Origin of the sequence: Rheinheimera sp. WS51, assembly GCF_050936095.1 — a bacterium.
Lineage (GTDB): Bacteria > Pseudomonadota > Gammaproteobacteria > Enterobacterales > Alteromonadaceae > Alishewanella.
Genome location: NZ_JBOTRC010000006.1, coordinates 80234 through 94684 on the forward strand (window position 1 = coordinate 80234; position 14451 = coordinate 94684).

General features: G+C 41.9%; 13 protein-coding genes. 3 read left to right on the forward strand and 10 right to left on the reverse strand.

Features of this window, described 5'->3' with window-relative positions; all coding sequences use genetic code 11:
* Positions 1–29: 29 nt before the first annotated feature.
* From fabF to yceD, 8 genes are all read right to left on the reverse strand, one after another.
* Positions 30–1268 carry a beta-ketoacyl-ACP synthase II gene (gene fabF, locus ACRCA4_RS09080; protein ID WP_433187232.1) on the reverse strand — a complete coding sequence of 413 codons (1239 nt, stop codon included), beginning with the start codon at positions 1266–1268 and terminating at the stop codon, positions 30–32.
* Between the two features lie 79 nt (positions 1269–1347).
* A complete protein-coding gene (gene acpP, locus ACRCA4_RS09085) occupies positions 1348–1584 on the reverse strand; it encodes an acyl carrier protein (RefSeq protein WP_070049135.1) in 237 nt (78 codons plus the stop codon).
* Between the two features lie 136 nt (positions 1585–1720).
* Entirely contained in the window at positions 1721–2467 is a 747-nt protein-coding gene (gene fabG / locus ACRCA4_RS09090) for a 3-oxoacyl-ACP reductase FabG (protein WP_433187236.1), read from the reverse strand.
* A gap of 30 nt (positions 2468–2497) precedes the next feature.
* Positions 2498–3433 (reverse strand): ACP S-malonyltransferase, encoded by a 936-nt coding sequence (fabD, locus tag ACRCA4_RS09095; protein WP_433187239.1) that lies wholly within the window; start codon positions 3431–3433, stop codon positions 2498–2500.
* A gap of 18 nt (positions 3434–3451) precedes the next feature.
* Positions 3452–4411, reverse strand: a complete 960-nt coding sequence (locus ACRCA4_RS09100) for a beta-ketoacyl-ACP synthase III (protein WP_433187242.1) — start codon at positions 4409–4411, stop codon at positions 3452–3454.
* A 6-nt stretch (positions 4412–4417) separates the two neighbouring features.
* Positions 4418–5458 (reverse strand): phosphate acyltransferase PlsX, encoded by a 1041-nt coding sequence (gene plsX, locus ACRCA4_RS09105; RefSeq protein WP_433187245.1) that lies wholly within the window; start codon positions 5456–5458, stop codon positions 4418–4420.
* A gap of 6 nt (positions 5459–5464) precedes the next feature.
* Positions 5465–5629 carry a 50S ribosomal protein L32 gene (gene rpmF, locus ACRCA4_RS09110; protein WP_008223049.1) on the reverse strand — a complete coding sequence of 55 codons (165 nt, stop codon included), beginning with the start codon at positions 5627–5629 and terminating at the stop codon, positions 5465–5467.
* A 16-nt stretch (positions 5630–5645) separates the two neighbouring features.
* Positions 5646–6173, reverse strand: a complete 528-nt coding sequence (yceD, locus tag ACRCA4_RS09115; protein ID WP_433187249.1) for a 23S rRNA accumulation protein YceD — start codon at positions 6171–6173, stop codon at positions 5646–5648.
* 127 nt (positions 6174–6300) lie between these two features.
* Here yceD and ACRCA4_RS09120 point away from each other — a divergent pair, with 127 nt between their 5' ends.
* Positions 6301–6912: a Maf family protein gene (locus ACRCA4_RS09120; protein WP_433187252.1), complete on the forward strand. Its 612-nt coding sequence runs from the start codon at positions 6301–6303 to the stop codon at positions 6910–6912.
* A 71-nt stretch (positions 6913–6983) separates the two neighbouring features.
* Here ACRCA4_RS09120 and ACRCA4_RS09125 read toward each other — a convergent pair whose 3' ends face one another.
* Together ACRCA4_RS09125 and rluC are read right to left on the reverse strand one after the other, a co-directional pair.
* Complete coding sequence (locus ACRCA4_RS09125) at positions 6984–7634, reverse strand: HAD family hydrolase (RefSeq protein WP_433187255.1); 651 nt, start codon at positions 7632–7634, stop codon at positions 6984–6986.
* Position 7635: 1 nt separating this feature from the next.
* Complete coding sequence (gene rluC / locus ACRCA4_RS09130; protein WP_433187258.1) at positions 7636–8589, reverse strand: 23S rRNA pseudouridine(955/2504/2580) synthase RluC; 954 nt, start codon at positions 8587–8589, stop codon at positions 7636–7638.
* A 489-nt stretch (positions 8590–9078) separates the two neighbouring features.
* On the opposite strand from rluC, the gene rne reads away from it, so the two are divergent.
* Positions 9079–12234 carry a ribonuclease E gene (gene rne, locus ACRCA4_RS09135; RefSeq protein WP_433187261.1) on the forward strand — a complete coding sequence of 1052 codons (3156 nt, stop codon included), beginning with the start codon at positions 9079–9081 and terminating at the stop codon, positions 12232–12234.
* Between the two features lie 246 nt (positions 12235–12480).
* The gene (gene acs / locus ACRCA4_RS09140) at positions 12481–14436 is read left to right on the forward strand and encodes an acetate--CoA ligase (protein WP_433187264.1); all 1956 of its coding nucleotides are present in this window, start codon (positions 12481–12483) and stop codon (positions 14434–14436) included.
* The last annotated feature ends 15 nt before the right edge of the window (positions 14437–14451 follow it).

Genomic DNA, 14451 nt, shown 5'->3' on the forward strand with positions numbered 1-14451 from the left:
ATGCAGCCTTTATCTATTAAAACAGTCAATTAGATCTTTTTAAATAATATAGAACCGTTAGTTCCACCAAAGCCAAAAGAATTACAAAGTGCATAATCCATTTTAACTTGTCGGCCTTCATGAGGGACATAATCTAAATTACAGCCGTCATCAGGATTATCTAAATTGATGGTTGGTGTTACAACCTGATCTTGTAAAGACAATACCGTAATTATAGATTCTACTGAGCCCGCAGCACCTAATAAGTGCCCAATCATCGATTTAGAAGAGCTCACCATCACTTTATCTATATTGCTGGCAAATACCGATTTAATTGCTTGAGTTTCAGCAATATCGCCCGCTGGAGTAGAAGTACCATGAGCATTAATATACGCCACTTGATCCGCATTTACGCCAGCGTCTTTTAACGCATTGGCCATAGCTAATGCCGCACCAGCACCATTTTCAGGTGGTGAAGTCATATGGTAAGCATCACCGCTCATACCAAAACCAACTAATTCAGCATAGATTTTGGCACCACGGGCTTTAGCATGCTCATATTCCTCAACAACCATAACGCCAGCACCATCGCCAAGAACAAAACCATCACGGTCTTTATCCCATGGCCGACTTGCTTGTTGTGGCGCATCATTGCGAGTAGATAATGCTCTAGCAGCGGAAAAACCGCCCATACCTAATGGTGTAGACGCTTTTTCTGCCCCACCGGCAATCATCACATCTGCATCACCATAAGCAACCATACGCGCAGCATGACCAATATTGTGCACGCCTGTAGTACAGGCAGTAACAATACTAATATTAGGCCCTTGCAACCCCAGCATTATAGATAGCTGCCCTGCAATCATATTGATAATGGTTGAAGGCACAAAGAAAGGTGACAATTTTTTCGGGCTGTTAGCAAGTAATTTAGCATGATTTTCTTCAATCAAACCTAAACCGCCTATACCCGATCCAATTGCTGCACCTATACGCGGAGCGTTTTCTTCAGTTATCTCTAATCCTGAATCACGAAACGCCTGTATACCAGCCGCAACGCCATATTGAATAAATAGATCCATTTTTCTGGCATCTTTCGCCGAAAAATAAGGCTCTACATCAAAATTTTTAAGTAAACCGGCAAATTTAGTGGTGTACGCGCTAGTATCAAAGTGCTCTATCATAGAGATACCACTTTTACCTTGCTGTAAACCTTGCCAGCTTGAGGCTACATCGTTACCTAATGGTGTTAACATGCCTAAACCGGTAACAACTACACGACGTTTTGCCACAAAACCCTCCGCCATGAAAATTATTGAAGTCTTAAAACGAAAACGGGTAGCTTAGCTACCCGTTCTGTAAGCACTTTGCTTATTCAGCATGTGCCTTAACGTAGTCAATAGCAAACTGAACCGTTGTAATTTTTTCAGCTTCTTCGTCAGGAATTTCAGTATCAAATTCTTCTTCTAACGCCATAACTAGTTCAACAGTATCTAGCGAATCAGCACCTAAGTCTTCAACAAAAGAAGCTTCATTTTTAACTTCTTCTTCTTTAACACCTAGTTGTTCGATAATGATTTTCTTAACGCGTTCTTCGATGTTGCTCATCTTTGTTTCCTTTTACTCATATAAATCGCAACAGTTCGTGCAATTTTGTGTGGCGCTAGTTTATGCGTAACCAAAGTGTGTTGCAAGCTTGAGAAACAGCATTTTTTGCTGGTCAAACCTGATAAACACCCAATAGTTACACCATATACATACCGCCGTTTACGTGAATAGTCTCACCTGTAATATAGGCAGCCTGATTTGAAGCTAAAAATGCCACGGTAGCAGCAATTTCTTTAGGATGACCCAAACGATTTGCTGGCACTTGGCTAAAAATAGCGTCTTTTTGCTCTTCTGATAAGTCTTTCGTCATATCAGTATCAATAAAGCCTGGTGCTACAGCATTCACTGTAATACCACGCGATGCAACTTCTTTTGCCAGTGATTTAGTAAAACCTAATACACCCGCTTTCGCTGCTGAATAATTTGTTTGCCCTGCATTGCCCATAGAACCTACAACAGAGCCAATATTAATAATTCGGCCAAAACGTTGCTTCATCATTGGACGCATAACCGCCTTGCTTAAGCGGTAAACTGATGTCAAGTTAGTTTGGATAATATCAAGCCACTCTTCATCTTTCATTCGCATCAATAAGTTATCACGTGTGATACCGGCATTATTCACTAGAATTTCGATATCACCAAGCTGTTGTTTTATTTCGCTTAAACATTGCTCAATTGACTCATTATCAGCAACATTTAACACTAGTCCGAAGCCTTTGTCACCTAAATAACTACTGATTGCAGCTGCACCTTTTTCTGAGGTTGCAGTACCCACCACTTTAGCGCCTAAAGCGGCTAATTGTTCAGCAACTGCACGGCCTATACCACGGCTTGCACCTGTTACTAGGGCGACTTTGCCCTCTAATGAAATAAAATTTGTCATTTTATGCTTTTCCTGTGCCTATTCTTATGCTTACTCTTGAGTAAGAGCCGATTCAAGCGAAGCTTGATCGCCCACTGCTGCAGTGCTAATGGTTTTATCTATACGCTTAATTAAGCCGGTTAATACTTTGCCCGCACCAAACTCTAGAACTTGATTGACACCTTGGCTAGCTAAAAATTCAATTGTTTCTGTCCAGCGCACTGGGCTGTATAGTTGACGAACCAGCGCATCTTTAATTTCAGCGCTATCCGTTGCAGCCACTACATCAACATTATTTACAACAGGGACCTTAGTGCCACTAAAGTTAAGCTGGTTTAAATCAACTAATAGCTTTTCAGCAGCTGGGCGCATTAACTCACAATGCGATGGGACACTAACAGGTAAAGGTAAGGCACGTTTAGCACCTGCGGCTTTACATAGCTCGCCTGCACGCTCAACAGCCGCTTTATGGCCTGCGATAACCACTTGACCTGGTGAGTTATAATTAACAGCTGCAACCACTTCACCTTGAGCTGCCTGTTCACAAGCTTGAACAATAGCGGCATCATCTAAACCAATTATGGCTGACATAGCACCAACACCTGCTGGAACCGCTAATTGCATATACTGGCCGCGTTTTTCAACTAAAGTAACGGCTTCAGTTAAAGTTAAAACGCCGGCACAAACTAAGGCCGAATATTCACCTAACGAATGCCCTGCAAAATAAGCAGGTTGCTGGCCATTTTGTTGCTGCCATAAACGCCAAACTGCTACTGATGCAGTAAGTAATGCAGGCTGAGTGCGGTGGGTTTCATTTAAGTCAGCTTCAGGACCATTAGTGACTAAAGCCCATAAGTCATAACCTAACGCAGCAGAAGCCTCAGAAAAGGTTTGTTTAACAATGTCATGCTGCTGATAAAGCTCGGCTAGCATACCGACACTTTGTGAGCCCTGACCTGGAAAAACAATTGCAAGTTTTGTTGTCATTGTATGTCCTGCAAAAAATTAATAACGAATTAAGGCTGATGCCCAAGCAAAACCACCACCAAAAGCTTCAAGTAATATCGTCTGACCTCGTTTAATGCGGCCATCCCGAATTGCTTCATCAAGGGCTGTTGGTACTGTGGCGGCAGACGTATTACCATATTTATCAAGGTTTATAACAACCTGTTCCATAGGTAAATTTAACTTTCTAGCTACAGCTGCAATAATACGTAGATTAGCTTGGTGCGGTACCAACCAATCAATTTGCGATTTATCTAAATTATTAGCCGCTAACGTTTGCTCTACAACTTCAGATAATTTAGTTACCGCCACTTTAAATACTTCATTACCTTTCATGGCTCCCCACGAGCTATGAACAGAGGTTTCTATTCCACGTATTGGGTTATCTACATAAAGCAACTCAGAGTATTTACCATCTGCATAAATATGGGTAGATAAAATACCTGGCTTTTCTGAGGCTTCTAAAATAACAGCACCCGCTGCATCACCAAAAAGAATGACCATGCTGCGGTCTTCTGGGCTAACTAAACGAGATAAGCAGTCTGAACCAATCACCATAATACGCTTGGCCATGCCACTTTTAATATATTGATCGGCAACGCTAAGCGCGTAACAGAACCCCGCACAGGCTGCTGCAACATCAAAAGCAGGCATAGGGGGTAAGCCTAGTTCACGCTGAATTTCACAAGCAGAGCTAGGTAGCGATCGGGCACCACTTGTTGTAGCGCAAATCAGCATATCTATACTGTTTTTATCTATATCGGCAGCTTCTAATGCCTTTAAACCCGCTTGCGCACCCATTGTAGCGACTGTTTCGTCATCACCAATAATACGTCGCTCTTTAATGCCAGTACGCTCCATGATCCATTCATCAGTAGTTTCTACCATAGTTTCAAGATCAGTATTAGAACGGACTTTTGACGGGAAATAGCTCCCGGTACCTATAATGCGTGAATACATAAGAACCTACGCTTTATCTATTAATAAGTGTTCCAATCGACGTTTTATTTTTGCTGGCACTTGGCGTTCAACCTCTTGCACAGCTTGTCGGATGGCACTAAGAAATGCATCTTTCGTTGCATTACCATGACTTTTTACAACAATTCCGCGCAATCCTATCAGACTTGCACCATTGTAGTGGTCGGGGTTCACAGCTTGAGAGAGATTTTTAATGAAAGGTTTCATTAACCAGCCCAATAATTGAGCAGTTAGTTGTTCTTTTATACTAGACTCTAAACGACTTAAGATGAGTTTTGCTACACCTTCACAGGTTTTAAGTGCCACATTACCAACAAATCCATCACAGACAATAACATCCGCCTTACGCGAAAAAATGTCATTACCTTCAATGTAACCAACATAGTTAATGTCCTGACACTCACTAAGCAACATAGCGGCACGTTTAATTTGATCAGAGCCTTTGATTTCTTCTTCACCCATATTCAATAAAGCAATACGCGGTTTATTAATACCAATCACCTGCTCTGCCATAACAGAACCCATTACAGCAAATTGAAATAAGGTATCAGCGTCACAATTAACGGTAGCCCCTAAGTCCAGCATATAGACTGGCTCTCCTTCAATTGAAGGAATAGTGCTAATTAATGCGGGTCGTTCAATGCCATCCAGCATTTTTAGTACATAGTGCGCAATGGCTATTAATGCCCCGGTATTACCAGCGCTAACGCAAGCTTGCACATTACCTGAGTCAACTAAGTCAATGGCTGCCCGCATAGAGGAATCACGCTTATTGCGCAAAGCATATGCCGGTTTTTCAGACATACTGACAACTTGACTACAATGTTTAATGGTAAATTGGGGATGGCTAGAAACGCCGTGCTTTTTTAATTGCTCGGTTAAAATGGTTTCATCACCACACAATATTAGGTGAAGATCAGAGAATTCATCTATCGCAGCCAGGGCGGCAGGGATAGTTGATCGGGGGCCATGGTCGCCCCCCATCATATCTAAAGCAAGTGTTAGCTTTAGCGGCTGCACTAGGTGCATCCAAACTTACTTAACTTTACGGCCTTTGTAATAACCATCGGCAGTAATGTGGTGACGACGGTGCGTTTCACCAGTAGTAGAATCAACTGACAGCGTAGGGCCAGTTAACGCATCGTGTGAGCGACGCATGTCGCGACGAGCGCGAGATTTTTTGTTTTGCTGAACAGCCATGGTATTTCTCCTAAACTCACTTTTTCTTTAATTCTTGCAGTATAGCGAATGGATTGGGTTTTTCTGCTTCTGGCCCTATATCACCAAAGCTCATCTCTGCCGCTTTCACAGTACAAACTGCTTCATCATGCATCGGGAACAATGGTAGAGTCAAAATCAGCTCATCTTCCACTAACTGCCGTAAATTTATTTCGCCGTGTTCGTCTCTCTCGATCACGTCATAGCACTCTGGGATGTTATCCAAAGCTGCTTCGTTACCCGGTTTTACCGGTGTATATGCAAAATTGCAGTCTAACGAAACATCCATGGGTTGACCACAGCGCTCGCAGCTTACACTCACTTCACAAGAAGCGCTACCCTGTAAAACAGTTAGGCCTTGTTGGTCAGTACTGCATTCAATTCGAACCGTTACAAGATCTTGCGATGTTAGCAAGTTCTCATTTAATCGAGTTAATGTTTCTGAAGCATATATGCCTTCATACTCTGAGCGTTTTTGCGCTGCTTTAACTGGATCTAGGGTAACTGGCATTTTTACTTTTTGCATAAGGCGCGCATCATATAGAAGCCCCCCTTTGCTGTCAAAGGGTTCAGGCAGTTTTTTACTTTTTTTCTCGCTGCCAACAAGGATTACCGTTATAGTAGCCCTCAAAAACAGCTAGAATCGAATTGCAATGACCCAAACCACAACAGCTAAACTTTGGTTAGCATCAAGCTCAGAATATCGTAAAGCTATTTTGAGTAAACTAACCAAAAATTTCAACAGTCAAGCCCCTAATGTTGATGAAACGGTGCATCCGCATGAATTAGCATCAACATTAGTCAGTCGCTTAGCTTTAGCTAAAGCACAAGCAGTAGCAAGCTCCTTAACAGAAGGCTTAGTTATTGGCTCTGATCAAGTTGCCTTGTTTCAGGGCGCTATTATCGGCAAACCGCACAGCTTTGACAAGGCAATTGCGCAACTTCGTCGCTTTAGCGGCCATAAAGTACAATTTTTAACCGGCTTAGCGGTTGTTAATGCCGCTGATAACTCAATACAGCAACATATAGACTACTTCGATGTTTGGTTTAGAAGCCTAACCGATGTTGAAATAGTGCGTTATGTGGAAAAAGAACAACCCTTAGATTGTGCTGGAAGCTTTAAAGTAGAAGGTTTAGGAATTTCATTATTTGAAAAACTCATTGGAGATGATCCAAACAGCTTAGTTGGTTTACCCTTACTGAAATTAAATCATATGTTAATTAACGCAGGCTATAACGTCTTATTAGAAGATGAACCAACTTAAAAACATAGTTAAGATAACAGGTTAACTGTGATGGTTCTTAATCTATTAATTAAGAACCATCACTAAAACGGCTATAACACGCCAAGTAATTCGGGAATAGAGTCAATAATTGCTTTAGGTTGATACTGATTTAACACCTCAGCATCGTGCACACCATGAGTTACACCAATACGTGGCATAGCAATAGCTTGCGCCATTTTCATATCATGACTTGTATCACCAACCATAACAGCTTGCTCAGCTGGAATCGCTAACTTAGCCAAAATTTGCTTTAACATATCAGGATCGGGCTTAGACTGAGCTTCATCAGCACAGCGGCTAAAATCGAAATAACTTGCTAAGCCAGTTTCATCAAACATACGCTGTAAACCTTTACGCGCTTTACCTGTAGCAACCGCCAGCTTAATATTATTATCTTTAAGCTGCTTAAGCACGGTTTCAACACCATCAAATAAAGGTGTTGGTGTAGTATCATGTATCAAATATTGATCGCGATAATGTTCAAATAACTGTTGGCGTTTGATGGCCGTTAAATTTGAAAACAAAATATCAAAAGCCGGATCCAAACTTAAGCCAATTATCTGTTTAACAGCGTGATCACTTGGCACGACTAACTTGGTTAATCTTGCTGCAGATTGCATAGAAGACACAATACGGCCAATAGAGTCCATAACTGTGCCATCCCAGTCAAATACCACCAAAGAGACCCTAGCATTATTCATTTTATTTTCTCGTCAATTTTTCAAGAGCCTGCTCTAAAACAGTCTCTAGCGGTGCTTCTATACGTAAAGTCGTTTCGGTATTCGGATGCATAAAACTTAACGTTTTGGCATGTAAAAATAACCTATTAAGACCCAGCTGCTGCATTTGTTGTGTAAAAGCATTATCACCATATTTATCATCGCACGCGATAGGATGACCTTTACAGGCTGTGTGAACCCGAATTTGATGAGTGCGCCCTGTTACAGGAAATGCCTCAACAAGGGTCCCCTCTTGATAGCGTTGTAAAATACGAAACCGGGTCTCAGATGGCTTGCCGTTAACCTCATCAACTTTGACTACTCGCTCGCCTGATTGCAGGGTATTTTTACGCAAGGCATCTGTGACCTTACGTACTTTATTATCCCAATCACCAGCAACTAATGCCCAATATTTTTTTTCTACAGTTTTATCACGAAGTTGCGCATGTAAATGGGTTAATACAGAGCGTTTTTTGGCAATAAGTAAACAACCTGAAGTATCCCGATCTAGGCGATGAACTAGCTCTAGGTGCTTGGCTAATGGGCGCAGCGCTCTTAAGGCCTCAATAACACCAAACTTTAGACCGCTTCCACCATGCACAGCCATGCCTGACGGCTTGTTTAGTACAATTAAATCTTTATCTTCAAACAAAATATGCTGTTCGAGATTTTTAACTAAAGATAATTTAACCGATACCGCTTCACCCTCAGGTGCCACAGTAAAGGGTGGGATCCGAACTGTATCACCTTGCTGCAATTTATACTCAGGTTTAATCCGTTTTTTGTTTACTCGCACCTCACCTTTTCGTAAAACACGGTAAACAACACTTTTAGGTACGCCTTTTAGCCGAGCTATTAAATAGTTGTCTATTCGTTGGCCAATAAAATCGTCTTCAATTTCAACAATTTGCACCGGCAATTTGATTTCATCAGTCATGGGATTAGAATACTCTGCTAATATTACATTTCAGTTGCTATCGATAGCCAATTAGTGGGATAATCTTCACGCTAATTAAGCCAGCATTGGCAATTAGGGCGCTCAAAGTAACATAAGAGAACTTGTGCGGCACCGTTAGGGGATGTGATCATACCGAAATCGTTGCGAAAACCAACGTTTTTTATACCCCCTGCGTAAACCAGACGCCATTTGCCTGAGATAATGTTGCGTAATCTATTATCAAAAGCGGCAAAACATGAGTTCCCGTTAACCAGAGCATATAAAAAAGATTTGCTATAACGCAGCGCTGTTAGGCGATGTGTATCAGATATAAAAAAGAAAACAGCATTAACTGTAAAAGTTACAGTGACAATTTGATTTCCACAGACATTCCAGTCGTGAGACTGCATTAATTAGTGTTTGCAAAACATCTGAACACGCAGTGCCCTTTGGGTTGCGTTGTGGCTGCAAAGATACGAGTCAGCTACGATGAAAAGAATGTTAATAAACGCTACGCAGGAAGAAGAGATCCGCGTAGCTCTGGTTGATGGCCAGAAACTTTATGATTTAGATATTGAAAGTCCTGGTCATGAGCAGAAAAAAGCCAATATTTACAAAGGAAAAATTACCAGAGTAGAGCCCAGCTTAGAAGCTGCTTTTGTCGAATATGGTTCAGACCGCCACGGATTTTTACCATTAAAAGAAATTTCTCGCGAATACTTCCCTGCTAACTATAGCTTCGATGGCCGCCCTAATATCAAAGAAGTGGTAAAAGAAGGTCAAGAAGTTATTATTCAAATTGATAAAGAAGAACGTGGCCAAAAAGGCGCGGCGTTAACTACCTTTATCAGTTTAGCAGGCTCTTACTTAGTATTAATGCCAAATAACCCTCGCGCTGGTGGTATTTCTCGCCGTATTGAAGGCGATGAGCGTCAAGAATTAAAAGATGCGTTAAATCAATTAGAAATGCCTAAAGGTATGGGCTTAATTGTTCGTACAGCAGGTGTGGGTAAGTCGTTTGAAGAGTTAGATTACGATTTAAAAGCACTATTAAAACACTGGTCAGCTATTACAGATGAAGCACAAAAGCGCCCTGCTCCTTTTTTAATTCATCAAGAAAGTAATGTTGTTTTTAGGGCTATCCGTGATTATTTACGCCGTGATGTTGGTGAGATACTGATAGATAACCCAGCGATATTTGAAGAAGCTAAAATATATATTCAGCAATTCCGTCCAGACTTTGCTCACCGCGTTAAATTATACCAAGGCGAAGTGCCTTTATTTATGCATTTTCAAATTGAAACTCAAATTGAATCTGCTTTTCGGCGTGAAGTACGCTTACCTTCAGGCGGCTCTATTGTAATTGATAGTACCGAAGCGTTAACGGCAATAGATATTAACTCGTCTAAAGCGACAAAAGGCGGTGATATTGAAGAAACCGCATTTAATACTAACTTAGAAGCGGCTGATGAAATTGCCCGCCAACTGCGTTTACGTGACTTAGGTGGCTTAATTGTTATCGATTTTATTGATATGACACCAGTGCGTCATCAGCGTGAAGTTGAAAACCGGTTAAAAGATGCAGTAAAACAAGACCGCGCTCGGGTGCAAATTGGCCGTATTTCACGTTTTGGCTTGTTAGAAATGTCTCGCCAACGTTTACGTCCATCATTAGGTGACTCTGCAACTCATGTCTGCCCTCGTTGTCACGGCCGTGGCACAATTCGCAGTACTGAATCAACTGCGCTATCTATTTTACGTTTAATTGAAGAAGACTCAATTAAAGACAATACAAGCCAAATCCATGCCCAAGTGCCGGTATCTGTAGCCACTTATTTAATGAACGAAAAGCGTGAAGCTGTTCGTCGTATTGAAAAACGTCAAGGGATCCGCGTATTTGTTATACCAAATGAACATTTAGAAACGCCGAACCATGAAGTTATTCGCATACGCATCGATGAAGAAATTGAAGATGTCAGCTACAACATGGTTAAAGCGCCTGAGTTAACATCTGATCTATATCAACCTGCCTCTGATGCAGTAAAAGAAAAGCCGGCTATTTCTGCCATCAACATAGCCAATAGCTCCCCTTTACCAGCGGCTAAACAAGCCACAACAACTGCTAACAATACACAACCTAGCTTGTGGAAGAAAATTAGCACTTGGTTTGAGGGTTTATTAGGTAGTGACGAGCCCAAGCAAGAAGTTAAAAAAACTGCCACTAAAAATGATCGCAAAGCTGCGGACAATAAGAGTCGTAACGGTGGCCGAGATAATAAACGTGAGGGTAATAAAGACCAACCGCGCGAGAATACTCGTCGTCGCAACAATAAATCTCGTCGTCGTAATGAAAATGATGATAAGGCAGTTGCAACAACAAATGAGACGCCGGCAAATCAACGTACAGAACGTCAACCTCGTAATCAACAGCCTCGCAATACTAATGAAGTAAAGCCAGCTAATGATAAACCAGCAGCTAAACAAACTGAGGCGGTTTTAGAAAAACAAGCCTCCCAGAAAGTTGTAGAGCGTCGTCAGCGTCGTAATGCCCGTAAATCAGTTCGCTTAAACCAGCCAGAAACGGCTGCCGCAACTTCTTCTATTGCATCTAATGAAGCTGTTGTAGAAAAAAATACCGTTTCAGCTGAGGTAAAAGTAGATTCTAAGCCACAACAAACCACAACAAGCAAGGTTGAACAGGCTGTTGAAGCTCAGGTCACTACTACTGCAAAACCAGAAACAGTAGCAAGTGCGGCCCCTGTAAAAGAAACAACTGCTGAAACATCAGCTGCTGACTCTCAATCAGTACAAAACGAAACTGCAAGCGCTGAAAACAAAGATACCCCTGAGACAACAGAGCCTCGCAGTCGTAATCGTCGTTCACCGCGCCATTTACGTGCAGCCGGCCAAAAACGTAGAAAAGAGCAATCTGATTCGCAAACATCAGCGGCTGATTTAACTGCTGACGCAGCGCAGCCTGCTGTAACTACACAGCCAGCACCTGCTACTTCTGAGTCTTCTGTTACAACAGAGCCAAGTGCAGTATCAACAGAGGCAGCGACTGTAGTAACCGAAGCTAATAGCCAAAAAGCTACCGCTACAAATAATGACGTTAATACTGAAACAGCTAAAGTAACTTCTGACGAAACACCGGATGTCAATCAAGCTGCAAAAACGCGTAGTCGCCGTAAGGTTGTAGAGAAAAAAGATGTAGCAACAGACACTAATGATACTGTTACGTCTAATGTTGCTACACCTGAAGTCGTATCATCTGAAATAGCATCACCTGCAGCAGAAAAGCCTGCAAAGTCGGCAACAGCTGCACAACCTGCTACAACACAAGAAGAGCCAGTGACACCAGAGACTGCCCAGGTTGCTGAACCAACAGCTACTGCGACTAAAAAGCCTGAACCTGCTGCAAAACCGGCGACAAGTCGTTATGCTCAAATGGTTGTTGCTACAACGACTAAAGCAACAGCAGTGGAATCCCCCCCTAAAGCAGAGCAAACCGAAACAGCTGTGCCAGTTGCTAAACCAGCGGTTGAGCGCCCGGCTGTTGCAAGTTCGCAACGTCAAGCGGGCTCAGCATTCGCCCGTCAAGTTGTTACAGCACCAATGACTAAAGCTGCAACTAAAGATGAGTAATGCAATTTAGTTTATTTGCTAAACCTGTTATTTAGCTATAACGTTAAAAAGCCAGTTATGATTTAACTGGCTTTTTTTATGCTTTAATCTACAGCAATTAATTTATGGGCTATAGTTAAAATTACGATTATTTTCAATGCTATTGCTAATATTAACTTTAACTTATTAGACTAAGGTCTAGTATTCAATTGGCTTTAACTTAGTTAGAAAGATCCTAACCAATTATAAAAAACAACAGGGTAACTTATGTCACATCCAACCTTATATCCGGTCCCTGCTGCTGCAGCTAGCCGCTCGCATTTATCGAATGAGCAATATCAGCAAATGTACAAACAGTCCGTTACTGAGCCTGAAAAATTTTGGGCCGAACAAGGTAAACGCCTCGATTGGTTTAAGCCTTTTAGCCAAGTAAAAAACACCAGTTTTAAACCGGGTGAAGTTAACATTGAATGGTTTAAAGATGGCGTGTTAAACGCCTGCTTCAACTGTTTAGATCGCCACTTACCACAGCGTGCTGATCAAGTTGCTTACTTTTGGGAGGGTGACTCCCCTGAAGTTAGTAAATCTATTACTTATGCGCAATTGCATCAGCAAGTGTGTCAGTTAGCTAATGGCATGAAGCAATTAGGGGTAACTAAAGGTGATCGTGTCACTATTTATTTACCTATGATAATTGAAGCTACTGTCGCCATTTTAGCTTGCGCCCGTATCGGTGCTGTCCACTCTGTCGTTTTTGCTGGTTTTTCTCCCGATGCATTAGGCAGTCGGATTTTTGACTGCGACTCAAAACTGGTAATTACTGCAGACCAAGCACTTCGTGGCGGGCGCGCTACCCATTTAAAACAAAATGTTGATATAGCGATAGATCATTTAGCTGATAAATCACCTGTTAAAAACATCATTGTTATTAAGCATGTTGGCCAAAATATCCCTATGCAGCCAACACGCGATCTTTGGTATCACCAACTTATAGCCTCACAAAATACTGACTGCCCAGCTGAGCCAATGCAGGCTGAAGATCCTTTATTTATTTTATACACCTCAGGCTCAACCGGTGCGCCTAAAGGTGTTTTGCATACAACGGGCGGTTATTTAGTTTACGCTGCTATAACTCATCAGTATGTATTTGATTATCATGATAAAGATATTTATTGGTGTGCCGCAGATATAGGTTGGGTAACCGGTCATTCATATATTATCTATGGCCCTCTTGCTAACGGAGCAACCAGTATTTTATTTGAAGGTGTGCCAAATTACCCAAGTGTTATGCGTATGGCACAAATAGTCGATAAATATAAGGTTAATATTTTATACACCGCACCAACAGCAATTCGGGCATTAATGGCCCACGGTAACGCGCCAACCGAAGGGGCAGATTTAAGCTCTATCCGTACCTTAGGTAGTGTTGGTGAGCCTATAAATCCTGAGGCTTGGTATTGGTATCATCATCATTTTGGTAAAGATCAATGCCCAATCGTCGACACTTGGTGGCAAACTGAAACTGGCGGGATCCTAATCACACCTCTTCCTGGTTGCACAGAATTAAAACCAGGTTCTGCTACTCGGCCTTTCTTTGGCATCGTTCCAGCTATAGTTGATAACGATGGTAATGAACTAGAAGGTGTAGCTGAAGGCAACCTAATTATTAAAAACAGTTGGCCAGGCCAGATGCGTACTGTTTATGGTGATCATAAGCGGTTTGAGCAAACCTACTTTGCAACCTACCCTGGCACATACTTCACAGGAGATGGCGCTAAACGAGACGAAGACGGCTATTACTGGATCACAGGCCGTGTTGATGACGTACTTAATGTGTCTGGCCACCGCTTAGGTACAGCAGAAATAGAAAGCTGCTTAGTTGCTCACAATGCCGTTGCTGAAGCTGCTGTGGTTGGTTATACCCATGATATAAAAGGACAAGGGATCTATGTCTATATTACACCTCGAGTAGGTATTGAGCCTTCTGATGAATTAAGCCAAGAATTGCGGCAATGGGTAAGATCAGAAATATCGCCTATTGCCACGCCCGATCTTATTCAATGGGCACCTACTGGTTTACCTAAAACACGTTCAGGTAAAATTATGCGGCGTATTTTAAGAAAAATTGCCGCTAATGAACATGAGCAACTGGGTGATATGTCAACTTTAGCCGACCCATCAGTAGTGGATATACTCATTAGTAATAGATTGAATCGTAAATAAAACGGTTTCGTCTTT